This is a genomic window from Terrabacter sp. Soil811 (assembly GCF_001429655.1).
GTDB lineage: Bacteria > Actinomycetota > Actinomycetes > Actinomycetales > Dermatophilaceae > Terrabacter.
Window position 1 is genome coordinate 29,831 of sequence record NZ_LMSX01000001.1, and the last position, 24,994, is coordinate 54,824.

Consider the following 24,994-nt stretch of genomic DNA (forward strand, 5'->3'; position numbering starts at 1 on the left):
CCCGCGCATTCCCACCCGGGCGTCCGCGGGGCGGGTGGGGACCGCCGCGGACGGCGACGGCGCCGACCCCCGTGGGGGCCGGCGCCGTCGGACCGGTCGAGCTCAGGCGCGCGGCTTCTCGCGCATCTCGAACGTCTCGATGACGTCGTCGATCTCGATGTTGTTGAAGTTGCCGAGGTTGATACCGCACTCGAAGCCCTCGCGGACCTCGGTGACGTCGTCCTTGAAGCGACGCAGACCGGTGATCTCGATGCCCTCGCCGATGACGGTGCCGTCGCGGATGATCCGCGCACGGGTCCCGCGCTTGATCTCGCCGGAGCGCACGAGCGAACCCGCGACGTTGCCGAACTTGCTCGACTTGAAGACCTCGCGGACCTCGGCCGTGCCCAGCTGGACCTCTTCGTACTCCGGCTTGAGCATGCCCTTGAGCGCTGCCTCGACGTCGTCGATCGCCTGGTAGATGACCGAGTAGAAGCGCATGTCGACGCCCTCCCGGTCGGCCAGCTCGGCGACACGCTCCGCGGGGCGGACGTTGAAGCCGATGATGATCGCGTTGTCGACCGTCGCGAGGTTGACGTCGTTCTGCGTGATCGCACCGACACCGCGGTGGATGATCCGCAGGTCGACCTCGTCGCCCACGTCGATCTTGAGCAGCGCGTCCTCGAGCGCCTCGACCGAACCCGACACGTCACCCTTGAGGATGAGGTTGAGGGTGTCGACCTTGCCCGCGGCGAGGGCCTCGTTGAGGTCCTCGAGCGAGATGCGCTTGCGGCGCTTGGCGAGGCTCGCCGCACGCGACGCGGCCTCACGACGCTCGGCGATCTGGCGCGCGGTGCGGTCGTCGGGTGCCACGAGGAACGTGTCACCGGCGCCCGGCACCGACGTCAGACCGAGCACCATGACCGGACGCGAGGGACCGGCCTGCTCGACGTTGTTGCCGTGCTCGTCGAGCATGGCACGCACGCGGCCGTGACCGCTGCCGGCCACGATCGAGTCGCCCACGCTGAGGGTTCCCGACTGGACGAGGACGGTCGCGACCGGGCCGCGGCCCTTGTCGAGGTGCGCCTCGATGGCGACACCACGGGCGTCCTTGTCGGGGTTGGCCCGCAGGTCGAGAGCCGCGTCGGCGGTGAGCAGGACGGCCTCGAGGAGCCCGTCGATGTTCGTGCCGTTCTTGGCCGAGACGTCGACGAACATCGTGTCGCCGCCGTACTCCTCAGCGATGAGGTTGTACTCGGTCAGCTGCTGGCGGATCTTGGCCGGGTTGGCGTCCGGCTTGTCGACCTTGTTGACGGCCACGACGATCGGCACGTTGGCCGCCTGGGCGTGGTTGAGCGCCTCGATGGTCTGCGGCATGACGCCGTCGTCGGCGGCGACGACGAGGATCGCGATGTCCGTCACCGACGCACCACGGGCACGCATGGCCGTGAAGGCCTCGTGACCGGGGGTGTCGATGAACGTGATGGCGCGCTTCTCGCCCTCGTGCGTCGTGGCGACCTGGTAGGCACCGATGTGCTGGGTGATGCCACCGGCCTCGCCCTCGGCGACCTCCTCGGAGCGGATCGCGTCGAGGAGCTTCGTCTTTCCGTGGTCGACGTGGCCCATGACGGTCACGACCGGCGGACGCGCCTCGAGGTCCTCGTCCTCCTCGGCCTCGAGCTCGGCGTCGAGGTCGATGTTGAACGAGCCGAGCAGCTCGCGCTCCTCGTCCTCGGGCGACACGACCTCGATCTCGTAGCCGAGCTCGGCGCCGAGCACCTTGAAGGTCTCCTCGTCGAGGGACTGCGTGGCCGTGGCCATCTCGCCGAGGTGGAACAGCACGGTGACGAGCGACGCCGGGTTGGCGTTGATCTTGTCGGCGAAGTCGGTCAGCGAGGCACCACGACGGACGCGGATGGTCGTCTTGCCGTCGCCACGGGGGACGCTGACGCCACCCAGGCTCGGCGCCTGCATCTGCTCGAACTCCTGGCGCTTCGCGCGCTTGGACTTGCGGCCTCGGACCGGACGACCGCCGCCGCGACCGAAGGCACCAGCCGTCGAGCCACGACCGCCACCGCCACCGCGAGGACCGCCGAAGCCGCCGGGGCGACCGCCACCGGGGGCGCCGCCGGGGCCACCACCGAAGCCACCACGGCCACCGGCGCCACCCGGGCCGCCACGGCCGGGGCCGCCGGCCGGGCGCTGGCCGGGACGGCCGACGGTGCTGCGCTCGGGCATCATGCCCGGGCTGGGACGCGGACCACCGGGACGCGGGGCGCCGCCGGGAGCACCCGGACGACCGCCTGCGGCGGGGGCACCGGGACGCGGGGCGCCGCCGGGAGCACCCGGACGCTGGCCACCCTGACCGCCCTGGCGCTGCTGCGGACGCGGCATGCCCTGGCTCGGGCTGAACGGGTTGTTGCCCGGACGCGGCGCGGTGTCGCCACCGGGACGCGGGGCGCGGGACTGGCCCATGCCCTGGCTCGGGGCGAACGGGTTGTTGCCCGGACGCGGCTGACCCGGACGGGGCGCCGGACGCGGGGAGGCCGGGACGCCGGAGGTCTGCTGACCACCGTCACGGCTGGACTGCACCCGAGCCGGAGCCGACGCCGCAGGAGCGGCGGGGGGCGGAGCAGCCGGGGCCGGAGCCTTCGGTGCCGGGGCGGCGGGTGCGGGAGCTGCCTTGGCGGGGGCCGGAGCGGCTTCGCGGGCAGCAGGTGCTGCGGGAGCAGCCGGGGCGGGAGCCGCCGGTGCTGCGGCTGCGGGAGCGGCCGGCGCGGGGGCCGACGGCGCCGGAGCAGCCTTCTGGGGCGCGGCGGGGGCCGCGCTCGTGGGGGCGGCCTTGGGGGCCGCCGGCTTCTTGTCGCCGCTGGACGAGCCTTCCCGGGGGAAGGTCTCGATGATCTTGCGGACGACGGGGGGCTCGATGGTCGACGATGCCGACCGGACGAACTCTCCTTGGCTCTTCAAGTGTGCGAGCAGTGTCTTGCTCTCGACTCCGAGCTCCTTTGCGAGCTCGTAGACCCGGACCTTAGCCACATCTCTCCTGTTCCTGGTCCGGCCTGAACAGGAAGTGGCCGAACCGTGGGTTATTGCTGGGGCTTGCTCATCGCTGAGTACTCATCGGGTGCTCATAGCGTTTTCAACCCGCCTTGGTTCGTTGACTGATCTCTGACTGATCGGTGCGACCCGTGTGGGGCACCGGAGCGTTGCTGCGCGTCCTGGACTCCGAGATGTCGTGCCACCGCGCTGACGTCGAGGGCGACCTGCAGGCGCAGGGCACGTCCGAACGCCTTGCGGCGCACTGCCAACTCGAAACAGTCGGGCGTCGGGTGCAGCCATGCACCACGTCCCGGCATCCGGTGTCTCGGGTCGGGACGGAGCGTGACCGGGGAGGTGTCCCCGGCATCTCTGTCCGTCGCCGCGACCACTCGCAGCAGAGCCGACCAGCTATCCATTCCTCGACATCCCACACAGGTGCGGGACGGCTCAGCACGGAGTCCAGTCCGGTCGGCCACAGGTAAGTCTACCGCGCCACAGCGCGAGACCGCGCATCGGGCATCCTCCCCCGCCTGGAAGAGGGGCCGAACCCGTGCTGCCCTGCCATCGTATGCGTGGGGTGCGGACGCGGCGCACGATCCCTGCTCGTCCGTCGTCGCGCGACTCCGCCCGGGTCGCTCTCAGCCTGGGCGTGTACCGCTCCCTGGTCGCAGGGGTAGGGAGACCTCCACCAGAAGGCCGCCCAGGTCGGAGCGGGCCAGGGCGACCGAGCCACCGGCGGCCTCCGCGACCCGACGGGTGATGTCGAGCCCGAGACCTGTCGACCCACTGCCGCTGCGGCCCCGGTCGAGGGCGGACTCGGCGGCGCCCGGCCCGCCGTCGGCCACGGTGAGGTGGGCCCGGCCCTCGTCGACGCGCACGGCGACCTCGACGCCCGCCCCTTCGGGCGTGTGCGCGAAGACGTTGTCGAGCAGCACGTCCACGACGTCGCTCACGTCCTCCTCCGGGACGTCGACGACACACGGACCGTCGGGGCCCGTCACGGCGAAGGCCCGTTCCTGGTCCTGCGCGAGGGGCTCCCAGAAGGCGGCTCGTCGGCGGACGACGACCCCGAGGTCACACCCGCTCGGCATCGCACGGCGCAACGGGCGGCGGGCCTCGTGGACGATGGCGTCGACGCTGCGCTGGAGCTCGTCGACATGGTGGCGCAGCCGCCTGGAGACCTCCGGGTCCGTCACGAGGTCGCTGTCGAGCCGCAGGGCGGTGACCGGTGTGCGCAGTCGGTGACCGAGGTCGGCGACGGCCGCACGCTCGGACGTCACGAGCACGTCGATGCGGTCGGCGAGCTGGTTGAGCGCCCCCGCGAGCTCGACCGTCTCGGGTGGCCCTTCGGGGACGGCACGGGTGCCGAGCTCGCCCTCGCGGATGCGGTGGGCGACCGCCGCCAGCCGGGTCACGGGCACGCTCACGCGGCGGCCCAGACGGAGGGCGATCACGGCCGCCACCCCGACGAGGAGCAGCCCGAGACCGATGATCGTGGCCCAGGCGGCCGCGACCCCCTGACGCAGCTCGTCGTTGCTCACGGTGGACTCGACGACCGTGACCCCGCTCTCGGTCTGCACCGGGATGATGACGTCGAGACCCGTGTCGGTGCGATGGGTGAACGCCGTGCGGGTCGACTTCGCCTGGGCGACCTCGGCGTCGTCGTCTCCCACCGAGGTGTCACGACCGATGACCCGGCCGGACGGCGTGTGCACGGCAACGACCATGCCCTGCGCCGTGAAGAGCCCGACGGCCTCGGAGAGCACCTGCTCGCTGTCGACGCTGGCGACGACGGTGGCGACGCTGTGCGCCTGTTGACGGGCCCGGTTCACGGCACGGTCCTCGGCGACGTTCGACACGAGCAGGCAGAGGGGGATGATGAAGGCGACGACGACCGCAGACGTCGTCGCGGCCACGAGCCACGTGATCTGACGACGCATCAGGGCACGTCCTCCGGGGCCGCCAGCCGAACCCCCACCCCTCGGACGCTGTGGAGGTACCGCGGATGAGCCGCCGACTCGCCGAGCTTGCGACGCAGCCACGACAGGTGCACGTCCACGGTGCGCTCGCCGCCTCCGTAGACCTGCTGCCACACCTCCACGATGATCTCGCGCTTGGTCACGACCTCACCGACGCGACCGGCGAGCATGAGGAGGAGGTCGAACTCACGTCGCGAGAGGTCCACGGGCACGTCGTCGAGGGTCACGCCCCTGCGGGACGGCTCGATGACGAGACCACCGACGGTGATCCGCTCGTCGGCGTGGGCCGGTTCGCTGCGCCGCAGCACCGCCCGCATCCGGGCCTCGAGCTGGTCGAGGGTGAAGGGCTTCGGCACGTAGTCGTCGGCCCCCGAGTCGAGGGCGCGGACGATCGAGCCGTCGTCGTCACGCGCCGTGACGACGATGACCGGGGTCGCGGTGACCGAGCGCAGCATGGTCAGCACCGTGTGGCCGTCGACGTCGGGCAGGCCCAGGTCGAGCAGGACGACGTCCGGGTGCTCGTTGAGCACCTGCTCGAGCCCGCCGAGCCCGCTGGCGGCGCTCGACACGGCGTGCCCACGGCCGGTCAGGGCCCGTACGAGCGATCCCCGGATCGCGGGGTCGTCCTCGATGACGAGCACGTGGGTCACACGCCTCACGGTACGCCCGGGCCGACCTGCGCAGACCCGGTCGTGACGCATCCGCCGGGCCCGCGGGACGGGGGTCCGCGATGACGTCGGGACGCGCGGGTCCGCTGCGCCTCGCGCTCGGCTGGCTGACCGTCGTGGCGGTCACCGCCACGGTGACGACGACCGTCGTGACGCGCGTGGGTCAGGACGTCGCGGGCGAGCTCGAGCAGCCACTCCCCTCCGCGACGGCGACCCTGCCGAGCACCACCGTAACGTCCACGGCCGGCGGCACGCTCGTGCCGGGCCCCACGACCACGGGGCCGTCGCCGGACCCCGCCCTGCTCCCGCCTGCGGAGCCGGGAGGCACCCAGACCCAGGCACCCCACGAGGCGTCCACCCGCAGCGCGGACACCGTCGCGCCGATCGGCCCGGTCGTCGCCGGCCGGACCGACAGTCCACCCGTCGACGGGGACACCTCCGCCGCGGCGCCGGGACCCGAGGGTCCGTCGTCCACCTCGGACGCACCCGCCGGGTCCCGCACCACCGCCCAGCATGACGGGAGGGCTTCCACGAGTCCCACCGCAAGCTTCTCGACGACGGGCGGCTCCCTGACGGCCCGTTGCGGGGACGGTCAGGTGCAGCTGCGCTCGGTCACCCCGAGCAACGGCTACCGCTACGAGGTGGAGCGCGAGGACGGCGGCATACGGGCGACGTTCAAGAGCGACTCGCGCGAGGACCGCCTCCTCGTGACCTGCCGCTCCGGCCAGCCGGTCCTCGTCCTCAAGGACTCCTGAGCCCGTCGGCGCGAGCCGACCTCAGGAGCCGTCGGTCGTCCCGCGCCCCGCTGCCGCGTCGGCGGCCTCGGTGTCGGGACGGATGTCGATGCGCCATCCGGTGAGCTTGGCGGCGAGGCGGGCGTTCTGGCCCTCCTTGCCGATCGCGAGGCTCAGCTGGTAGTCGGGCACGACGACCCGCGCGGCGCGGGCCGCGGCGTCGACGATCTCGACGGACTGCACCCGGGCGGGCGACAGGGCGGCCGCGACGAAGGTGGCGGGGTCGTCGGCATAGTCGACGATGTCGATCTTCTCGCCGCGCAGCTCGGTCATGACGGCACGGACGCGGGCGCCCATCGGGCCGATGCACGCGCCCTTGGCGTTGACGCCGGCGACCCGGCTGTGGACCGCGATCTTCGTGCGGTGTCCGGCCTCGCGGGCCAGGGCGGCGATCTCGACGGTGCCGTCGGCGATCTCGGGCACCTCGAACTTGAAGAGCGTGCGCACGAGGTTGGGGTGGGTGCGGCTCAGGCCCACCTGGGGGCCCTTGGGCCCACGCTTGACGCTGACGACGAAGCAGCGCAGGCGCTCGCCGTGGACGTAGCGCTCGCCCGGCACCTGCTCGGCCAGCGGCAGGATGCCCTCGACCGTGCCGAAGTCGACGAGGACGTTCCGGGGGTCCTGGCTCTGCTGGATGATGCCGGAGATGACGTCACCCTCGCGGCCCTTGAAGTCGCCGAGGATCGCCTCGTCCTCGAGGTCGCGCAGGCGCTGGACGATGACCTGCCGCGCCGTCGAGGCGGCGATGCGGCCGAAGCCGACCGGGGTGTCGTCGAACTCGGGTCCGGGCTCGCCGCGCTGCGGACGCTCGCCCTCCTCGGTGACCGGGAGCAGGTCGCCCTCCTCACGGGCCCAGACGATGACGTGGCCGGTCTTGCGGTCCAGCTCGACCCGCGCGATGCGCTGGCTGCCGTCGGTGCGGTGGTAGGCGACGAGGAGCGCCTGCTCGATGGCGGGGATGAGCACGTCGAGGCTGATGTCGCGCTCCCGTTCCAAGGCGCGCAGGGCTGCGAGGTCGATGTCCATCAGTGGTCCCCTTCCAGGGCGGACGTCTCGTCCGGGTCGTGGGTGTCGTCGTGCGCGTCGTCGGAGGCGTCGTCCCCCGCGTCGTCGACGGCGGCGTCGTTCGTGGTCTCGGCGCGCGTGAACTCGACCTGCACGGTGCCACGCTGGACGGTGTCGAGGTCGAGGGTCAGGTGGCGCGCCGGAGTCTTCTTCGTGGCCTGGACCTCGAGGGTGAGCGAGTCCGTGCCGACCTCGGTGAGCCGCCCGGTGTCGGTGCCGTCCTGGTGGACGACCTCGACGAGCCGCCCCACCTGACGCCGGAGCTGGTCGCGGGAGGCGAGCGGCCGGCCGACCCCGGGTGAGGACACCTCGAGGACGTAGGGGGCCTCACCCATCACGTCGCTCGCGTCCAGCTCGTCGCTCACGGCACGAGTCGCCTCGGCGACGGCGTCGAGCGAGAGCGGCGGGACGGCACTCGTCGTGTCGGCTGCGTCGAGACCGGCGATGTCGGCGTCGACGAGCACGCGAACCAGCCGCCGCTTGCCGGCGGGAGACACGGAGACGTCCTCGACGACGAGCCCGAGGGGCGCGAGCACCGGCTCGAGCGTCGCTCTGATCTCCTGGGCCGTGCTCATCAGTCGACGCCTCCTGCTCTTCTCGAATGTCCGGCGCCGACGCCCCGAAGGACGCGACGGGCACCGCGTGCCCACCACTCTATCGGCGCCGGGGGGTCGTCGCAGACCGCCGCCCGCGTGCGAAGATCTCGGCATGGACGGCGACACCCGTGGGCTCGGGTCACGGGTGATGGACGGTCTCGGCCGTCCCCCGCGCCGCCTTCTCGTGCTCGGCGGCGGTGCCGCCGCGCTCGCGCTGCTCGTCGACCGCGGCCTGCGCCTCGACGTGCCGCCGCCTCCCCCGCCGGTGCCCACCCGCCGTCCGGCCCCGGACGAGGCCCTCCTGCTCTCGGCCGTGGCCGACCTCGAACACATCGTGGCGGCCGAGACGTCGGTCCTCGCGGGCGACGAGGGTGGCGGCCTGGTCCGTCGGCTCCGCACCGTCAACCGGGAGCAGCTGCGCGTCCTGCGCGGCCGGCTCACGAACGCCGGCGTGCCGACGGCCGTGATCGACGCCGCCGTGGCCGCCAGGCCGGCGCCGTCGTCGCGGACCGGCTCCACGGGCACCCCCACACCCTCGGCCGCCCCGCCGACGAGCCAGCGGCCCGTCCGCACCCGCCGGGAGCTCGCCGCCCTGCTCGACTCGCTCGGGCCCGAGGACTGGTCCGCGCTCACGACGGCGACCGTCGACACCCGCGAGCTGCTCGCGGCCGCCTACGGACAACGCCTCGCCGGCGCGGTGCTCCTCGGACGGGACGTCGCCACGTCGCCGCCCAGCCCCGTGCGACCCGAGATCGTCTCCCGGACCTCCCCCCTCGTGTACGCCTTCGAGGTGGTCGCGGCCCAGAGCTCTGGCGACCAGCGGTCGCGGGCCGAGGACACGCTCGCCGCCCTGGTGCGCCTCGACATCGCCGTGTCCGGCGCGAGCTCGACGACGCCTGCCGGGTGGGCGCTGCCCTACCCCGTCACGACACCCGAGGCGGCCGGACGCCTCGCGACCGAGACCCTGTCGTCCGCCGTGGACGCGGGCACCGAGGTGGCCGGCCCGAGCCCGAGCGCCGCCTCCCTCGAGGACGTCGCGCGCTGGAGCGCCGACCTCCAGGCACTCGCCGTCGACTGGGACGTGCCCCTGACCGCCTTCCCGGGAGCCACCGCGTGAGCTACGACCCGATGTACGACCTCATCCCCGCCCTGTTCGCCCACGAGGTGAGCGGCTACGAGCCCGACGGCTACGTCTCCGGCGAGGACTGGATCGACGCACTGCCGGGGCTCATCACCGACCTGCTCGCCGACTGGGAGCTCGAGCCCATCGGGCGAGCCACCAACGGCGTGTGCGCGGTGGCCATCCCGGTGCGCCTGCTGGGCTCGGGCCGCGACGTCGTCGGGGTGAGCGGCGAGGGCATCCTCAAGATCACCTGGCCGCACCCTGAGGCCGCGACCGAGCACCTCGCGCTCCAGACGTGGAACGGGCACGGTGCGGCGCGCCTCGTGCGGGCCGACCCCGCGCGCTTCGCCCTGCTCCTCGAGCGGCTGCACACCCGCGACCTGACCCGCGTCGACATCGACGAGGCGTGCGGCGTCATCGGCGACCTGCTCCGGGTGCTGCGACGGCCCCCGCACCCGCGCGTGCCCAGCCTCACGGCATACGCCCTCCGTCAGGCCGAGGAGCTGGCGGCCGCACCCGCGGTGCTGCCGCGGCGCTACCTCGACCAGGCGTCGACGCTGGCCCGCGAGCTCGTCGAGCGGGCCCCCGCCGAGGACCGGCTGCTGCACACCGACCTGCACTACACCAACGTGCTCGCCGCCTACCGCTCCCCGTGGCTCGCCATCGACCCCAAGCCGATGGCCGGCGACCCGGCGTTCGAGGTGGCCCCCGCCCTGTGGAACCGGGCCGACGAGCTCGGGACCGGGTCCGAGGTCCGGTGGTCGCTGCGCCGGCGGCTCGAGATCATCTGCGAGCGCGCCGGCCTCGACGAGGGGCGGGCCCGTGCGTGGACGATCGTCCGGGAGGCCGACAACGCCCTCGACGCCGCCGAGGCGCTGGCGAAGGGCCCCGCCGACGACGCCTGGGCACACGACCGGATCAGCCTCGCGGTGACGATCATCAAGGCGATGAACGACTGAGCCGGCGGGCTCTCGAGCGCTGACTCGACACGCTCGTGACAGCCTCAGCACCGTCGACGACACGCGCTCGACGTCGTCGATCAAATCGTTTCGACTCCGGGGTGCTTGAAGCCTTAACCTTGTCGCGCTCCCCCACCTTCGTTGTCGAAAGGCACTCGCATGCCTCGCCTTGCCATGCCCACCTCCCGCGACCAGCGCTCGGCCACGCCGACCCCTGCTCGCGAGATCGCGCGCATCGCCGTGCCGGTGAGCATGGAGTTCGTCCTCATGCTCGTGCTCAACTTCGTCAACCAGATCGTCGTCGGGAGCCTCGGGGCCACGGCGATCGCCGCGGTGGGCTTCTCCAACAGCCTCACCTTCATCCTCGCGGTGACGCTCGGCTGTCTCGGCACGTCGGTGAGCATCCTCGTGGCGCGGGCGCACGGCGCCGGTCGCCGGGACGCCCTCGACCACACGGTCACGGCGGCGCTTCTCGTCGCCGTCGGGCTCGGCGTCGTCGTCTCGCTCGTGCCGTGGTTCTTCGCCGACCACCTCATGTCGCTCGTCGGGGCCTCCCCGTCGGTGGCGGCGGCGGGCACCGACTACTTCCGCCTCACCGTCCTCGCGACGCTGCCGGTCATGCTCAGCGCGATCCTCTCGGGTGTCCTCCGCTCGGCCGGCCGACCGACGAGCCCGATGATCGCGACGATGGTCACCGTCTTCGCGAACTCGGCAATCGCGTACTCCCTCGTCGTCGGGCTCGGCCCGCTGCCCTCGCTCGGCGTCGCCGGCGCCGGCTGGGCCACGCTCGTGACCGCCGTCGTCAAGACGCTCATCCTGCTGTGGATGGCCTACGGCCGGCGCGCCGTCGTCGGCTGGAGCCTGCCCGACAGCGTCCGGCAGTGGCGTGCCGTCATCGTGCCCCTCTTCGTCCTCGCGCTCCCCCTCGGCGTCACCGAGCTCTTCTGGACCGTCGGGACCTTCCTCTACAACGTCGTGTTCCAGCAGCTCGGCGACGAGGCGCTGGCCGCCGCGCAGATCGTCACGACGCTGGAGGGCGTCTTCGTCGTCGGCAGCATCGGGCTGATGAGCGCCACGACCACCCTCGTGGGCCGCTCCGTCGGTCGCGGGGACGTCCACGACGCGATGGCCTGGGTGCGGCGGCTGACCCGCGCGGGCGTCGGGACCGCCGCCGTCTTCGGGGTCCTCTTCGCCGCCTCGGTGCTGCTGCTCGACGTCCTCTTCGGGGAGGCCGGTCGAGACGTGCGCACCATGGCCGGCGTCGGCATCCTCATCAACGCGGCGTTCCAGGTGGTCAAGGTGCGCAACATGATCGTCGGAGCGGGCGTGCTGCCCAGCGCCAACGACGTGCGCGGGGTCATCATGGGCGACGTCGCCGGTGCCTTCCTGATCGGGCTGCCGCTCGCCGTCCTCCTCGGCCTGCACACGCCGCTCGGCTACGTCGGCATCTTCGTGGCCCGCATCCTCGAGGAGCTCGCCAAGCTCGCCATCTTCACGTGGCGTGCGCGTCGGATCCGCTGGGAGCGCCTCGTCGCGCCGCGCGAGGCCGTCGCCGCCTGACGGCCCGGCCGGTCGCCCCCGGCCTCAGCCGGTGACGACGAGCCCCTGGCGCATCCCGTCGGCGTAGTGGTTCTCGAGGTTGCAGACGAGCTCGTAGTGGCCCGGCGCCAGGGTCACCGTCACCCAGCCGACGGCGCCGGAGACGATGCCGTCACCGTGGCCCGCGGCGCAGGACGCCGAAGCCTCCCCGAGGCTGCCCGACTCGTCGACCGTGCCGTCCCGGCCCGGCACGCGCTGTCCGGCGACGGCGTCGGCGACGAGCGGCAGGACGACGAGCTCGTGGGTGCGCCACCCGGAGTTCTCCACGACGACGCTCACCGGTCCGGAGTGGACGGTCGCGGGCCGCGCGACGAGCAGCATCCGGGCCCCCATCGGGGCGACGCCGCCCATCATCCGCGACATGCCCATGTCGACGAGGCTGACGGTCACCCGCGACCCGGGAAGGTCGGTCGGGGCCGCACACGCCAGCGGCGCCGCCATCGGGACGCCGCTGCTCGACCCGGCGCGCACGCCACCCATGGCGCCGCCCATCGGGTTCGTCGCCGCGGGCGCTGCCGAACAGCCCGTGAGCACCAGGGCGGCAGCTGCGAACGCAGCCCCGCCCGTCCACGAGCGGCGGATGCTCCAGCCTCTGGCCATGCCTCGACACTAACCCCGGGGGGTATGCGTGGGCTGGGTGTGTGACGCACCAGTCCCCGGCCGGCGACCGGCGTGCGCGAGAGTGGAGCCATGCCCAACCGCCTCGACCGAGCGACGAGCCCCTACCTGCTCCAGCACCGCGACAACCCGGTGCACTGGCAGGAGTGGGGCGAGGCCGCGTTCGCGGAGGCGCGCGAGCGCAACGTCCCGGTGCTCCTGTCGGTCGGCTACGCGGCCTGCCACTGGTGCCACGTCATGGCCCACGAGTCGTTCGAGGACGAGGCCGTCGCCGCCGCGCTCAACGCCCGCTTCGTCCCGGTCAAGGTCGACCGCGAGGAGCGACCCGACATCGACGCCGTCTACATGTCGGCGGTCACGGCGACGACCGGCCACGGCGGCTGGCCGATGACGGTCTTCCTCACCCCCGAGGGCGAGCCGTTCTTCTGCGGCACCTACTTCCCGCGCGACCACTTCCTCCGCGTCCTGGCGGCCCTCGACGAGGCCTGGCGCACCCGCGAGGACGAGGTGCGCGCGTCGGGCTCGCACATCGCCACCAGCCTCGCCGAGGCCCTCCAGCCGCCGACGCCGTATGCCGTCGAGCCGGCAGCGCTGTCGTCCGCGGTCGGGCTGCTGGCCCGCCAGTTCGACCACGTGGCAGGCGGTTTCGGCGGCGCACCGAAGTTCCCGCCGTCGATGGTGCTCGAGTTCCTGCTGCGCCACCACGCCCGGACCGGGGACCGGGACGCCCTCGCGATGGCGTCCCGCACGCTCGAGGCGATGGCGCGCAGCGGCCTCTACGACCAGCTCGCCGGTGGCTTCGCGCGCTACGCCGTCGACGCCGGCTGGGTCGTGCCGCACTTCGAGAAGATGCTCTACGACAACGCCCTGCTGCTGCGCGCCTACACGACGTGGTGGAAGGTGACCCGCGACCCGCTGGCCGAGCGCATCGTCCGTGAGACGGCCGACTTCGTCGTGCGCGACCTCGGCACCGAGACGGGAGGCCTCGCGTCGTCGCTCGACGCCGACGCTGCCGGCGTCGAGGGGCTGACGTACGCGTGGACACCGGAGCAGCTGCGAGAGGTCCTCGGGGACGACGACGGCCCCGTCGCGGCCGAGCTGCTCGGCGTGACGACCGAGGGCACGTTCGAGCACGGCGCCTCGACCTTGCAGCTGCCGTCAGAGCCGGGTGACCGCGACTGGTTCGACGACGTGAGAGCACGACTGCTGGCAGCCCGCGCCGGGCGACCACAGCCCGGTCGTGACGACAAGGTCGTGACGTCGTGGAACGGGCTCGCGATCGCCGCGCTCGCGGATGCCGGCGCCGCGCTCGAGCGGCCGGACTGGGTGGCCGCCGCGACCCGGTGCGCCGCGCACGTCCTCGACGTCCACGTCGTCGACGGGGAGCTGCGGCGTGCGTCACGAGTCGGCACCGTCGGGACGGCTCGTGCCGTCGCGGACGACCACGGCAACCTCGCGGACGGCCTGCTCGTGCTGCACCAGGTGTCGGGTGAGCCACGCTGGCTGGAGGCCGCCCGACAGGTCCTGGACGCCGCGAGCGACTTCGCGGCCGACGACGGCGGGTTCCACGACACCGCCTCGGACGCCGAGCCGCTCTACCTGCGCCCGCGCAGCGCCGCGGACAACGCCGAGCCGGCGGGGCAGTCCGCTCTGGCGGGAGCGCTCGTCACCCTCGGCGCGGTGACCGGTGACCCGGCCGCCCTCGCGGCGGGCGCCACCTCCACCGCTGCGGGGATGGGGCTCGCCGTCCGCGAGCCGCGGTTCGGCGGGTGGTCGCTCGCGGTCGCCGAGTCCCTCGTCAGCGGACCGCTGCAGGTCGCCGTCGTCGGGTCCGGTCGCGACGCCGACGCGCTCGAGGTGGTGGCGCGCCGGTCCCCGAGCCCCGGACTCGTCGTCGTGCGCGGCGAGCCGGACGCGCCCGGCGTCCCGCTGCTGGCCGACCGCCCGCTCGTCGGCGGACGCGCTGCGGCCTACGTCTGCCGCGGGATGGTCTGCGAGCTGCCCACGACCGACCCAGAGCAGCTGGCTGCGCAGCTGGGTGCGGTGGCTGGCGAGGGGCTCGGTGGAGTGGTCGGCTGAGGAGACGAACCGCCCGACATTCGCATCTGGCGGGCCAAACCCCCGCATTCTGCAACAATCACCGCATGATGGGCTCAGCGCGCACCGCGGTCGTCGTCGAGGACGACGACGACATCCGTGAGCTCATCACGCACAGCCTGACCATGCAGGGCTTCGAGGTCTCGGCGGCGTCCTCGGGACAGGCGGGCCTCGAGCTCGTCGTCGCGACCGACCCCGACCTCGTCACCCTCGACCTGGGCCTGCCCGACCTCGACGGGATCGAGGTGTGCCGCCGGGTGCGCGACGTGAGCCAGGCCTACGTCGTCATGATCAGCGCGCGCACCGACGAGATCGACCGCCTCATGGGCCTCGAGATCGGCGCCGACGACTACCTCACCAAGCCGTTCAGCCCTCGCGAGCTGCAGGCCCGCGTCAACGCGATGTTCCGGCGGCCGCGCACCGGCGGACCCAACGGCTCCGACGACGCGACGGGTCCGGCCGGCACCGTCTCGGCCGTCTCGGCGGGCGGGCCGCCCGCCGACGGCGCGACACCGGACGAGCCGGCACCCGAGCTCGTGCGTCACGGCCGCATCGCCGTCGACCCGGAAGGCCGCGTCGCCACGGTCGACGACCACGAGGTCGACCTGACCCGCACCGAGTTCGACCTGCTCTCGACCCTGATCAGCGCACCGCGCCGCGTGTGGTCGCGCGCCGTCCTCCTCGACAGCCTGTGGGGCCCCGGTTGGTCCGAGGAGCACCTCGTCGAGGTGCACGTGGGCAACCTCCGCCGCAAGCTGAGCCGTCTGGGCCCCGACGGCACGCGTGCCCCGATCCGGACCGTGCGGGGCGTCGGCTACCGCATGGAGGAGCCCGACGCGTTCTGACGCCGACGGCGCTGTGGCTGGGGCCGCTGGGCCGCCCGCACGTGTCGACGCGTTCGGAGGTCAGGCGACGACGGGCGGTGCCGAGCGGTCGAGGTGCGACCGCAGCGCGACGCGCGCACCCGGGGCCACGCCGAGCATCGACGTCCCGCGTTCGCGGGCCAGCTCGGTCTCACCGCGACTGACCGCGTCGATGACGCAGAGCACGGCCGACTCGAGCCGGACGAGTCCGACGGTGGCCGACGAGACGCGCAGGCTGAGCAGGACATCCATCGCCGCGACCTCGTCGCGGCGGTCGAGCGCGGACGCGGCGCGGGCCAGCCGGGCATCGAGCATCCGCAGGTAGGTCTGGGCGATGGAGCGGGCGAGGTCGTCGCTCTCGAGCTCCGATGCGAGACGGGTCAGGGCCCTCGGGTCGAGCTCGTCGACCGTGAGTCCGGGACAGGCCGGGCTCACGACCTGCTCAGCGGCCACGGCCGGCGCCGAAGGCGTCCCGGGCCAGAGCCGTCCCGGGGCGCCGCGGACGTCGGGCGATGTCCCGGGTCGGGACGGGCCGGCCTCCCACCGGCTGGCCCGTCCCGCTCCGGTCCACTCCCCCCACCGAAGGCTCCGAGTGGGCCCGCCGACCGGGGAGGGCGCCGCGACCGCGCACCGTCACTGCAGGGTCAGTGTCGGTGCTGATGGTCATGGCGCTCTCCTCCCCGGATCGGCGGGCACTCGCCCGAAGGTCTCTGAGTCAGCGAGCCGGTCCCCCGACCGTTGCTGCTGATGAAGACGACTCTTCCGCGCCAACTGCAAGGTGCGAACCCCGGGGCACGCATGGTTTCCGCAAGAAAGCCTCAAGGCCTTCCCGGTTCGGGCAGCCGTGCGCCTTTTGTCCTTGCGGAGCATCCCGCCGGGCGGCCGAGCGGCCGGCGCCCGGGCGCGCCAGGTCGGGTCAGAGGGCCGTCGAGAGGTAGTCCGTCGCGTTCGCGGCGAAGGCCTCGCTCGTGCGCTCCGAGCCGACGAAGAGTGCCGTGGCCCAGATGTCGGCCCAGAGCAGGGTCGGTCCGGTCACCGTCACCGATCCGGGACGTCCGACGAGCTCACCGGACGCCGGGTCGTAGAGGTGGGCACCCCGGGCGGCGGTCCCCGAGGTCGCCACGGCCCCGCGCGTCAGCGTCAGGGTGTTCGCGATCCGCTGCCGGTCGAGAGGGTCCTCCACGCCGATCCGCCAGGCGATGGACTCGGGTCCGTCGGCGGGCATGTCGGCGTGGGCGCCGATCAGGATGTCGCCACCGGCGTTGATGCAGAAGGAGATCCGTTCCAGGCCGGACAGGGGCACGGACGCACGGTCGACGGCCCACCCCTTGACGAGGCCGGTCGGGTCGAACGCGAGGTCACCGTCGCCCGTGGGCAGCAGGGTCGTGAACGCCCCCCGGGTGAGCACCTCGGCCTCCTGCCCGATGCGCAGCGCCTCCTCCACGAGGGGACTGCACTGCGAGACCTGGACCTCCTCGCGGCGCAGTCGCATGAGGTCGGAGTCCTCGCGGTAGGTCGAGAAGATCGAGTCCATCTCGCGCAGGATCCGGAAGGCCGACGCCACCGCCTCGTGGGCGGCGAGACCGTCGACGTCGGCGCCCCGCAGGTGGATGGAGATCGGCATGCCCATGATCTGCTCGACCCACGCGCGCCGTGCCGGGGCCGGGGCGGGGTCGGGGACGCCGGGCTGGCGCGGTCGGGTGACGGGTCGGCTCATGGTTCGCTCCTTGGTCGCCTGTCTCAAGAGTGCCTCAGAGATTGGCCTGGTCGATGGCGGACTGCAGGGACTGCGTGTAGCCGTCCCACGTGTACGTGGCACCGGACACGACGTCGATCTGCGCCGACTGGGCGCTGACGGCCTCCTGGTTGTAGACCGGGACGGCGGCCGAGTTGATCATCTGGTCGTGCCGGTCGTTCCAGGGGACCTGGAGCACCTCGGCGGCCGTGATCTTGCCGCTCTTGACGGTGATCTGGACCTGGACGTTGCCGTAGCGGGTCATGACGGCGTCACCGGCATACGTCTTGGCCGCGGACGAGGTGCTCGTCGAGCCGGACGAGCCCGAGGACGAGCCCGACGAGCTCGAGCCCGAGCCGGACGAGGTCGTGCCCGAGGTGGTCGTGTCGTCGGTGGCGGTGTCGTCGGCCGGCTCCTGGCCGGAGGAGTCGGTCGAGGACGCGGACGACGACCCGGACGTGGAGCCGGTGCTGTCGGACGTCTTGCTGCTCGCCGTCACCGGCCGGGTCTCGGCGGCCACGACGGCGGACGAGCTGCGGGACGTGCTGTAGCTGAAGAGGAGGACGAGCACGGTCAGGGTGCTCATGGCCCAGAGGACGATGCGACGCATTGGGGGGCTCGATTCGGTTCGGTTCGGGTCGGTGCAGGTCACGGAGTCGGGCGCGACGGCTGCGAGGTCTCAGTAGGCGAAGCGCTCGTGGTGGACGGCGTCCTGGGGTACGCCGGCCTCGTGGGCGGCGGTGATGACCGTGTCCATCCAGGCGGGGTTGCCGCACACGTAGACGTCGCGTTCGGCGATGTCGGGGACGATCCGGGTCAGGGCCTCGACGTCGCTGAGGTGTCGTGAGTCGACGGGGAGCCAGCTGTCGCGCTCGCGGTTGCGGTGGCCCACGACGGCGACGACGCGGCCGCCCTTGGCGCGGGCGAGGTCGAGCAGCTCGTCGCCGAGGACGATGTCGGACTGGCTTCCGACGCGATAGATGACGACGACACCGTCCGGCGACGCGGGCAGCTCCTCGAGGATGGCGCGCAGCGGCGTGATGCCGATGCCGGCTCCGATGAGCACGGCTTTCTCGCTCGTGCGGACCCCGGCGTGCAGGCGGCCGTACGGACCCTCGACGAGGACCTTGGTGCCCGGGCGGAGGGTCTCGAGGCGTGCGCTCGAGCCACCGACGGCCTCGGCCGTGATCCGGAGCGAGCGACCGTCGGGCGCGGCGGACAGCGAGTAGGGGTTGCCTCGGGTCCAGCCCGCGCCGTCGAGGAAGCGCCACTGGAAGAACTGGCCGGCACGGACGGGCAGACGGTCGAGGCGGCGGCCCGTCATGACGACCGAGGTCACGGTCGGGGACTCGGCGACGACCGCGGAGACGACCAGACGGTGGCGGCGCGAGCGGATGAGCGGCAGCCCCACCCGGTAGACGAGGACGGCGACCAGTGCGAAGGCGTACAGACCCCACCAGAACACCGTCGCGGTGACGTTCGCGTTGAAGTCCGCCCCCGTCCAGAGCTGGTGCGGCAGTGCGAGGCCGGCCCCGAGGTAGGCGTAGAGGTGCAGCAGGTGCCACGACTCGTAGCGCAGCCTGGCCCGAGCCTTCTTCACGGAGGTCACGACGACCATGACGAGCGCGATCGTGCCGGCGAGGGCGAGCAGCATGCCCGGGGAGTGCAGGACCTGGTCGACGAAGGTGGCGACGACGCCGAGGTCGGTGCCGGCGCTGTAGCCGACGGTGACGAGGGCGATGTGGGCGATCATGAGGTTGAACGAGGTGAAGCCGACGAGCCGGTGCACGCGTGCTAGCTCGTCCTGTCCCCAGGCCTGCTCGACGAGCGGGATGCGCGCCATGAGCAGCACCTGCAGGAGCATCAGCACCGAGGCGATGAGCCCGGCGAGGCGGCCGATGTTGGTGAGGCTCTCACCGAGCGAGCCGAAAGCGATCAGCCCTCCGCCCGCGACCCAGAGGGCCACGACGAAGAGCGTGACCCCCCAGGCGAAGACGGCGGAGGCGTCGCGCCACCAGCGGGGCGTCGGGGCAAGGGCCTGGCGTCGTGACGCGGCCGGCACCGAGAGGTCGCGGCTCTCGGGGAGGGCGAGTGAGGTCATGTCACACACATTTGTGGCGGACCCTGTGCGTGCGCTGTGTCGCCGGGGTGTCAGTCGTATGAGTCGCCGTCCCCGTGGCCCGTGCGCTCGTGGCGCCATCGGGACAGGTCTGTCGCAGCGGGCAGGACGCCGAGCTGCTCGCGCAGCCTGGTCGTGTCGAAGACGCGGGTGACCGCGAGGTGCGAGACGGCGTATGCCGTGAGCAGCGGAGGCGTGGACGCCCGGGTCAGCCGGGCCGTGGCCTCCAGGGCCAGCGCCGCGGCCCAGGCGACGCCCGCTCCGGTGAGAAGTGGGCGCTCGGGCCATCCGTTGGCCTTGGCGACACCGGCCGCGACCACGGCGAGCGGCAGAGCGTGATCATCGGCGACGTTGAGCACCGCTGTGCCGCAAGCGGATTCGCTGGCGGCGACGGCGGCATCTGCCACCAGACGCACGTCCGTGAGGTGGACGAGCGTGTCAGCGCTGCCGGGGCACAGCAGCCGGCCGCGGCGTCGGGCGCGCTCGAGCCGCGGGAGCAGGGTCGGGTCGCCGGGACCGTGGACGGCGTGGGGTCGCAGCACGACGCTGCCCGCGCGCCCGAGGACGAGCCGCTCCTGGTCGGCCTTGGCGCGCGAGTAGGAGGACAGGTGGTGCGTCGTCACCGGCACGTCCTCGGTGAAGACGTGCCCAGAGCCGGCGGGGGGCCGAAGGGGGTAGACGCTGCACGACGAGACGAGGACGACCCGGGCCCGCGGCCACGTCGCGAGGACCGCACGCGTGCCGCCCACGGTGACGGCGTCGTGGACGGCCCGGGGTGCCCACTCGTCGACGTGCGCGGCGGCATGGACGACGACGTCGACGGGCGACGGGTCGGGCAGGACACCGGTCGTGAGGTCCCACGGACGGTGCACGAGCCCGGGGCGCGCCCGAACCGGTCGCCGGGACAGGGCGAGCACCTGGTGGCCACGCTCGAGCAGCCGGTCGACGACGGCGGCGCCGACGAAGCCGCTGGCTCCGGTCACGGCGACCCTCATCAGACCGCCCCCGACCGGTCGTGCGAGACGACGGCCCGCAGCGCATCGAGGTCGACCACGCCGGAGCGGCCCCGCCGCGGCAGCGCGTCGACGAGGACGACGTCGTCGGGTCGCCAGGTCTCGTCGGCGAGCGCCGCCCATGCGCCGTGGACGAGACGGCTCACCCGTGACGCCGTCGCCGGGCGGGCCCTGCCGAGCTCGCCGACCGGGACGACGGCGAGGATGACGTGCTCGTCGCCCGTGACCGCGTCGGGCAGCCCGACGAGGGCGCAGTCCCGGACGACGTCGCCGAGCCGGTCGAGGAGGAGCGGCTCGACGAGCTCCGGGTAGATGTTGGCCTGTCCGCGGATGATCATGTTCTTGGCTCGACCGGCGAGCAGGAGCGTACCGTCGGCGGCCAGCTCGCCGAGGTCGCCGGTACGCACCTCCTGACTCGGCGGCTCCCCCGCGAGACGGTGCCGCGCCTGCGCCGCCCGCACGACGACCTCGCCCACCCCGTCGGGCCCCGGCTCGTCGATGCGCACCGCGACGCCGGGTAGTGGCCGCCCGAGGCTCGTGCGCCCGGAGGGTGACGCCAGCACGTCGGCCCCGGTGGCGACGGCGACCGGCAGCGCTTCGGTGAGTCCGTAGACGGCGCGCACGTCCACGCCGGGGGCCAGCAACTCGAGACGTCGCACCGTGGCCGGCAGCACGGGGGCCCCGCCCATGGCGACGTGCCGCACGGTCGGTGGCAGTCCTCGGGTGGCCGCTGCGAGCACCTTGGCCGGGACGGCGTACGCGTGGGTCGCTGACTCGCGTGCCGCCTGACGCAGCCACGCGTCCGGTGACGCCGTGACCGGCGGCAGCGACCAGACCGCACCGGCCACGAGGGTCGGCAGGCCGATCATCAGCTGGTCGGTGTGCATGGTGTCGTCGGTGTCGAGGCCGAGTGCCGAGACGGCGGCGCCGACGCCGGCCGAGAGCGACGCGAGGGTGTGCACGACCGCCCGGGGCGCGGCGGTCGAGCCCGACGTGAAGACGACGAGTGCGTCGCGCTCGGGATCCCCGACGACCGGCGCCGACAGCGCCGCCGGCAGGCGTTCCCACCGGGTCGCGGTGCGCGGCACCCCGGGGAGCCGTGGACCGGTGACGACGTGGACGAGCCCGGCCGCCGACAGGTCGGGCAGCTGCAGGCCCGAGGTGGCCGGCAGCCGCGCGAGCAGTGAGGACAGCGGCCGGTGACCGGCGGCGTGCACGAGGGTGTCCGCGACCGCCGCGTGCACGGGCACGACGCGACGCCGCACGTCGAGCAGCGCCTGCCCCGCGCCGGGGTCGGCCACGACGACGACACCCCCGGCCAGCACGACACCGAGCGCAGCCGCCACGGCGCGCGGCGAGGGCCGGACGGCGAGCAGCACCCCGTCACCCGGGACGACCCCGTGGGCGGTGAGGTGGGCCGCCACGGCACGGACGTCGCTGCCGAGCTCGCCGTAGGTGACCGACCGGGCCCGGTGGTCCCGGATCGCCACCCGGTGCGGCTCGGTGGCCGCCCGGGCGAGGAGCGCCGTGACGAGGTCGGCCCCGCCGGTCATGCCGCTCGGCCCGCGCTCCTGGCGCCGGTCGCGCCCGCCCCCGAGCTCGCCCTCGCCCTCGCCCTCGCCCTCGCCCTCGCCCTCGCACGGTTGGCGTCCGGGCAGCGGACCGTGAGCTCGGCGTATCTCGGCACGAGAACGCGTCGGGCGGCCCGACGCGACGTCACGACGAGCCCGCGCTCTCCCGCGACCTCCAGGAGCATGCCGGTCATGGCCTGCAGCTCGGCGAGCGCGAGGGGGGCGCCGAGGCAGAAGTGCGAGCCGGCTCCGAACCACAGGTGGCGCAGGTCGCCCGTGGCGGGTCGTCCCGGCTCGAAGCCCCCGTCGCGTCGCGTCGCCCACCACAGGAGCACGACGACGCGCTCGTCGGCGCGAAGCCGGACCCCGTCGATCTCGGTCGGGCGAACGACCCGTCGCAGGGTCGCGAGGCTCGGCGTCGTCATGCGCAGACCCTCGGCGACCACGTCGTCGAGCCGGCACCCCTTCGCCGCGTGCGGCTCGAGCAGGCCCGCATCGGCCAGCTGGCCGACGATCCGCGGCAACGCACTGCTGACCGTGCCCGTGCCGGTGAGGAAGAGCGCGGCGGCCAGGGACCGCGCGTCGTCGAGCGATGCGTCCTGCTGCGCCAGCCGGCCCATGACCGTGTCCGACGAGCCCGCAGCATGGGCGGACTCGGCGGCGTCCTGCACCACGGCGAGCGCCGCGCGCGCCCGCTGTGCCGCAGCGTCGTCGAAGGTGCGGGTGCGCCACGTGACCATCGACTCGATGGCGTCGCTGGCCTCGAGGAGCACCGACGGCGGGGTCTCTGGGTCGAGCCCGACGACCGCCCCGATCACGGCAGCGGACACCTCACGGGCGAGCCGGACGACGTCGACCTCCTCCCCCTCCCGCAGCCGCGCCGCGGCCCCCGCGACGATGGGACGGGCCGCCGCGTCGCAGACCTCGCGCACGACCCGGGGCGAGAAGAGGTCGGCGAGGGTGTGCCTCAGGCCGCGGTGGTCGTCGCCCTCCATGTTGAGCAGCACCCGGTCGCCGAGCACCGGGGTCCAGAGTGCTCCGGACGACCCCGGGCCGTTCTTGGCGAAGGCCTCGGTGTCGGTGAGCACCCGTCGTGCCGACCGCGGGTCTGCCACGAGCACGCCGACGCCGGGCACGCGTACGACTCCGCGTCGCGACACGGCCGCGTCGACGACGCGGGCCACGACGGGGTGTGCCGAGCGGATCAGCCGTGACTCCCAGCGGCTCCCCGGGTCGGTGCGCGCGAGCGCCCTCACGCGACGCCTCGGACGTCGACGACGTCGGGGCGGTGGCCGTGGTCGAGGTACCACCGGAGGGTGTTGCGCAGGCCGTAGGCCCGGAGGCGTCGCACCGACGCGTGCACGACGAGGCCACGGTGGTACTCGATCCGGGAGCTGACCCGGCGCACCCGGTTGACGAGCTCCCGGTCCTCGTGGACCTCCTCGATGGCGGTGCGCGGGAAGCCACCGCTCGCCTCGTAGGCCGCGGCGCTGATGCCGATGTTGCAACCGGGGCTCATCCGGTAGGGACCGTGCAGCTCGGGAGACCTGTTGCTCGGACGGAAGCGGCCGAACGTCTGGCACAGGCCGATGACCCCCGGCAGCACGACCCGCTCCCACGGCTGCAGGCGCACCTCGTCGGTGCGTGCCCGCATCGGCCCGGTCACGAGGTCGGCGCCGCCGGCGAAGGCACGCCGACCGACGGCGGTCCACTCGCGGACCGGCAACGTGTCGGCGTCGGTGCGCAGCACGTGCGTTGCTCCGTGCGCGATGGCGTGGCGCACACCCGTGTCGGAGGCAGCGCCCGTGCCCTTGCGCGGCTCGGTGACGATCGAGACTCCGAGATCGTAGGCCGCACAGACCCTTTCGACCTCGTCCGCGGTCCCGTCCGTGCTGGCGTTGTCGACGACGACGAGCGTGAAGTCGCGGTCACGCTGCGCTGCGATCGCGGCGATGGTCCGCCCGATGCCCTCCTGCTCGTTGAAGGCCGGCACGATGACCCAGAGGCGGACTCCCCCGGCACCCAGGGGCGCCGGAGCGTTCACCACCGCACCGCCATCGTGCCCACGCTGATGCCTCCGGCCAGGCCCACGAGCAGGACGGGCTCACCCCGGCCGGCCAGATCGAGCCGCTCGATCTGCTGCCACTGGAGGGGCAGGGTGGCGGAGGCGCAGTTGCCGCGGTCGGGCAGCGTCTCGACGACGAGGTCGCGACGCAGGCCGAGGCGTGCGGCGAAGACGTCGAGGTAGGGCATCGCGACCTGGTGGACGGCGACCGCCGCGAAGTCCTCGACCCCGAGACCGTCGGCCTTGAGGGCTCGGTGGATCTCCTCCACGTCGACGCTGTCGAAGGCCTGGCGCAGGCGCGCGCCGTCCATGACGAAGTAGCCCTTGTCGACGTCGCGGGGATGGCGGGTGCCGCCGGCGGGGAGCTGGCCCACGGACCAGTGCCGCGACTCCGCAGTGAACCAGCGGTGCATGATCTCTCCGCGCGCGCCGGGAGAGGCTCGCTCGACGAGCGCTGCGGCCCCCGCGTCACTCATCGTGTAGCCGGGCACCGACTCGACGAACTGCCGGGCGTCGCGCACGCTCCAGCGCGCGGCGCGCGACGGCATCTCACCGGTGACGACGAGGACGCGTTCGTACTGCCCCATGGCGATGAGGGCCTCGGCGACCTGGACGCCGTTCAGCCAGGAGTTGCACGCGTTCTTGACGTCCATGACGGGGCACCGGGCACCGAGCAGGTCGGCCACGATGTGCGCGGTGGCGGGCTCGACGAGGTCCTGCGACGCCGAGGCGAAGACGAGGAGGTCGACGTCGGCGACGGCGAGGCCCAGCGACGCCAGCGACGTGCGCGCCGCCTCTGCGGCCAGGTCGGACGCCTGCGTGTCGGGACCGGCGTGGTGGATGCGCCGCACTCCGGTGAGGCGTCCGAGGACCCCGGTCGGAGGCACGAACCCGTCGCTCGCGCCGACCACGCGGGCCTCGACCTCCTCGATGGTGAGGACGTGCTCGGCAACGTGCGCGCTGACCCCGACGATCCGGCTGGACGGGCGACTGGACATGCGAACGCGGCCCTCCCTGACTCGGCGTCGTGGCCCCCTCCGGAGCCGTGCCGGCAGTTTACGGTGAGCGCATGCCACCCGCGCAGAGCCGACGTACTCAGGCCCGGGGCG

At 73.4% G+C, this 24,994-nt stretch carries 22 protein-coding genes; 6 read left to right on the top strand and 16 right to left on the bottom strand.

What is annotated here, in order from left to right:
* Positions 1–102 precede the first annotated feature (102 nt).
* From infB to ASH01_RS00135, 4 genes are all read right to left on the bottom strand, one after another.
* Complete coding sequence (gene infB, locus ASH01_RS00125; RefSeq protein WP_056769851.1) at positions 103–3,018, bottom strand: translation initiation factor IF-2; 2,916 nt, start codon at positions 3,016–3,018, stop codon at positions 103–105.
* Positions 3,019–3,110: 92 nt separating this feature from the next.
* Positions 3,111–3,497, bottom strand: coding sequence for a YlxR family protein (locus ASH01_RS22310; RefSeq protein WP_082619313.1), 387 nt, complete (start codon positions 3,495–3,497; stop codon positions 3,111–3,113).
* A gap of 162 nt (positions 3,498–3,659) precedes the next feature.
* Positions 3,660–4,961, bottom strand: coding sequence for a sensor histidine kinase (locus ASH01_RS00130; protein WP_056769856.1), 1,302 nt, complete (start codon positions 4,959–4,961; stop codon positions 3,660–3,662).
* On the bottom strand, positions 4,961–5,650 hold the full coding sequence (locus ASH01_RS00135; protein ID WP_056769859.1) for a response regulator transcription factor: 690 nt from the start codon (positions 5,648–5,650) through the stop codon (positions 4,961–4,963). Before ASH01_RS00135 ends, ASH01_RS00130 begins: the two co-directional genes overlap by 1 nt.
* Before the next feature lie 80 nt (positions 5,651–5,730).
* Here ASH01_RS00135 and ASH01_RS00140 point away from each other — a divergent pair, with 80 nt between their 5' ends.
* Positions 5,731–6,423 (top strand): hypothetical protein, encoded by a 693-nt coding sequence (locus ASH01_RS00140; RefSeq protein WP_056769861.1) that lies wholly within the window; start codon positions 5,731–5,733, stop codon positions 6,421–6,423.
* A gap of 21 nt (positions 6,424–6,444) precedes the next feature.
* Here ASH01_RS00140 and nusA read toward each other — a convergent pair whose 3' ends face one another.
* A complete protein-coding gene (gene nusA, locus ASH01_RS00145; RefSeq protein ID WP_056769863.1) occupies positions 6,445–7,488 on the bottom strand; it encodes a transcription termination factor NusA in 1,044 nt (347 codons plus the stop codon).
* Positions 7,488–8,102 (bottom strand): ribosome maturation factor RimP, encoded by a 615-nt coding sequence (gene rimP, locus ASH01_RS00150; protein ID WP_056769877.1) that lies wholly within the window; start codon positions 8,100–8,102, stop codon positions 7,488–7,490. The genes nusA and rimP overlap by 1 nt, the downstream gene beginning before the upstream one ends.
* Before the next feature lie 133 nt (positions 8,103–8,235).
* Here rimP and ASH01_RS00155 point away from each other — a divergent pair, with 133 nt between their 5' ends.
* The 3 genes from ASH01_RS00155 to ASH01_RS00165 all read left to right on the top strand — a co-directional run bounded on the left by ASH01_RS00155 (position 8,236) and on the right by ASH01_RS00165 (position 11,765).
* Positions 8,236–9,240, top strand: coding sequence for a hypothetical protein (locus ASH01_RS00155; protein WP_056769880.1), 1,005 nt, complete (start codon positions 8,236–8,238; stop codon positions 9,238–9,240).
* The gene (locus ASH01_RS00160; protein ID WP_082619314.1) at positions 9,237–10,205 is read left to right on the top strand and encodes an aminoglycoside phosphotransferase family protein; all 969 of its coding nucleotides are present in this window, start codon (positions 9,237–9,239) and stop codon (positions 10,203–10,205) included. Before ASH01_RS00155 ends, ASH01_RS00160 begins: the two co-directional genes overlap by 4 nt.
* A 159-nt stretch (positions 10,206–10,364) precedes the next feature.
* Complete coding sequence (locus tag ASH01_RS00165; protein WP_235508606.1) at positions 10,365–11,765, top strand: MATE family efflux transporter; 1,401 nt, start codon at positions 10,365–10,367, stop codon at positions 11,763–11,765.
* Between the two features lie 24 nt (positions 11,766–11,789).
* On the opposite strand, the gene ASH01_RS00170 is transcribed toward ASH01_RS00165, so the two are convergent.
* A complete protein-coding gene (locus tag ASH01_RS00170; RefSeq protein WP_156415350.1) occupies positions 11,790–12,404 on the bottom strand; it encodes a hypothetical protein in 615 nt (204 codons plus the stop codon).
* 90 nt (positions 12,405–12,494) lie between these two features.
* Here ASH01_RS00170 and ASH01_RS00175 point away from each other — a divergent pair, with 90 nt between their 5' ends.
* Both ASH01_RS00175 and ASH01_RS00180 read left to right on the top strand, forming a co-directional pair.
* Entirely contained in the window at positions 12,495–14,501 is a 2,007-nt protein-coding gene (locus ASH01_RS00175) for a thioredoxin domain-containing protein (protein ID WP_056769887.1), read from the top strand.
* A gap of 65 nt (positions 14,502–14,566) precedes the next feature.
* Positions 14,567–15,364 carry a response regulator transcription factor gene (locus ASH01_RS00180; RefSeq protein ID WP_056769890.1) on the top strand — a complete coding sequence of 266 codons (798 nt, stop codon included), beginning with the start codon at positions 14,567–14,569 and terminating at the stop codon, positions 15,362–15,364.
* A 60-nt stretch (positions 15,365–15,424) separates the two neighbouring features.
* Here ASH01_RS00180 and ASH01_RS00185 read toward each other — a convergent pair whose 3' ends face one another.
* The 9 genes from ASH01_RS00185 to ASH01_RS00225 all read right to left on the bottom strand — a co-directional run bounded on the left by ASH01_RS00185 (position 15,425) and on the right by ASH01_RS00225 (position 24,883).
* The gene (locus ASH01_RS00185; protein ID WP_056769892.1) at positions 15,425–15,835 is read right to left on the bottom strand and encodes a hypothetical protein; all 411 of its coding nucleotides are present in this window, start codon (positions 15,833–15,835) and stop codon (positions 15,425–15,427) included.
* Between the two features lie 463 nt (positions 15,836–16,298).
* On the bottom strand, positions 16,299–17,099 hold the full coding sequence (locus tag ASH01_RS00190; protein ID WP_056769896.1) for an FAD:protein FMN transferase: 801 nt from the start codon (positions 17,097–17,099) through the stop codon (positions 16,299–16,301).
* Between the two features lie 34 nt (positions 17,100–17,133).
* Positions 17,134–17,727, bottom strand: a complete 594-nt coding sequence (locus ASH01_RS00195) for an FMN-binding protein (RefSeq protein WP_056769900.1) — start codon at positions 17,725–17,727, stop codon at positions 17,134–17,136.
* A 69-nt stretch (positions 17,728–17,796) separates the two neighbouring features.
* A complete protein-coding gene (locus ASH01_RS00200) occupies positions 17,797–19,218 on the bottom strand; it encodes a ferredoxin reductase family protein (RefSeq protein WP_082619315.1) in 1,422 nt (473 codons plus the stop codon).
* A 50-nt stretch (positions 19,219–19,268) separates the two neighbouring features.
* Positions 19,269–20,219, bottom strand: coding sequence for an NAD-dependent epimerase/dehydratase family protein (locus ASH01_RS00205; RefSeq protein ID WP_162263852.1), 951 nt, complete (start codon positions 20,217–20,219; stop codon positions 19,269–19,271).
* An 11-nt stretch (positions 20,220–20,230) separates the two neighbouring features.
* Complete coding sequence (locus tag ASH01_RS00210) at positions 20,231–21,802, bottom strand: class I adenylate-forming enzyme family protein (protein WP_056769904.1); 1,572 nt, start codon at positions 21,800–21,802, stop codon at positions 20,231–20,233.
* Positions 21,799–23,076 carry a cytochrome P450 gene (locus tag ASH01_RS00215; RefSeq protein ID WP_056769907.1) on the bottom strand — a complete coding sequence of 426 codons (1,278 nt, stop codon included), beginning with the start codon at positions 23,074–23,076 and terminating at the stop codon, positions 21,799–21,801. The genes ASH01_RS00210 and ASH01_RS00215 overlap by 4 nt, the downstream gene beginning before the upstream one ends.
* On the bottom strand, positions 23,073–23,867 hold the full coding sequence (locus ASH01_RS00220; RefSeq protein WP_235509486.1) for a glycosyltransferase family 2 protein: 795 nt from the start codon (positions 23,865–23,867) through the stop codon (positions 23,073–23,075). Before ASH01_RS00220 ends, ASH01_RS00215 begins: the two co-directional genes overlap by 4 nt.
* Positions 23,861–24,883, bottom strand: coding sequence for a 3-oxoacyl-ACP synthase III family protein (locus ASH01_RS00225; protein ID WP_056769911.1), 1,023 nt, complete (start codon positions 24,881–24,883; stop codon positions 23,861–23,863). The genes ASH01_RS00220 and ASH01_RS00225 overlap by 7 nt, the downstream gene beginning before the upstream one ends.
* Positions 24,884–24,994 lie beyond the last annotated feature (111 nt).

What these genes read in the sequence shown, in the direction of transcription:
- ASH01_RS00130 (WP_056769856.1), bottom strand. Translation starts at nt 4,961, where the DNA reads ATGCGTCGTCAGATCACGTGGCTCGTGGCCGCGACGACGTCTGCGGTC.
- ASH01_RS00140 (WP_056769861.1), top strand. Translation starts at nt 5,731, where the DNA reads ATGACGTCGGGACGCGCGGGTCCGCTGCGCCTCGCGCTCGGCTGGCTG.
- nusA (WP_056769863.1), bottom strand. Translation starts at nt 7,488, where the DNA reads ATGGACATCGACCTCGCAGCCCTGCGCGCCTTGGAACGGGAGCGCGAC.
- rimP (WP_056769877.1), bottom strand. Translation starts at nt 8,102, where the DNA reads ATGAGCACGGCCCAGGAGATCAGAGCGACGCTCGAGCCGGTGCTCGCG.
- ASH01_RS00155 (WP_056769880.1), top strand. Translation starts at nt 8,236, where the DNA reads ATGGACGGCGACACCCGTGGGCTCGGGTCACGGGTGATGGACGGTCTC.
- ASH01_RS00165 (WP_235508606.1), top strand. Translation starts at nt 10,365, where the DNA reads ATGCCTCGCCTTGCCATGCCCACCTCCCGCGACCAGCGCTCGGCCACG.
- ASH01_RS00170 (WP_156415350.1), bottom strand. Translation starts at nt 12,404, where the DNA reads ATGGCCAGAGGCTGGAGCATCCGCCGCTCGTGGACGGGCGGGGCTGCG.
- ASH01_RS00175 (WP_056769887.1), top strand. Translation starts at nt 12,495, where the DNA reads ATGCCCAACCGCCTCGACCGAGCGACGAGCCCCTACCTGCTCCAGCAC.
- ASH01_RS00180 (WP_056769890.1), top strand. Translation starts at nt 14,567, where the DNA reads ATGATGGGCTCAGCGCGCACCGCGGTCGTCGTCGAGGACGACGACGAC.
- ASH01_RS00190 (WP_056769896.1), bottom strand. Translation starts at nt 17,099, where the DNA reads ATGAGCCGACCCGTCACCCGACCGCGCCAGCCCGGCGTCCCCGACCCC.
- ASH01_RS00195 (WP_056769900.1), bottom strand. Translation starts at nt 17,727, where the DNA reads ATGCGTCGCATCGTCCTCTGGGCCATGAGCACCCTGACCGTGCTCGTC.
- ASH01_RS00200 (WP_082619315.1), bottom strand. Translation starts at nt 19,218, where the DNA reads ATGACCTCACTCGCCCTCCCCGAGAGCCGCGACCTCTCGGTGCCGGCC.
- ASH01_RS00210 (WP_056769904.1), bottom strand. Translation starts at nt 21,802, where the DNA reads ATGACCGGCGGGGCCGACCTCGTCACGGCGCTCCTCGCCCGGGCGGCC.
- ASH01_RS00225 (WP_056769911.1), bottom strand. Translation starts at nt 24,883, where the DNA reads ATGTCCAGTCGCCCGTCCAGCCGGATCGTCGGGGTCAGCGCGCACGTT.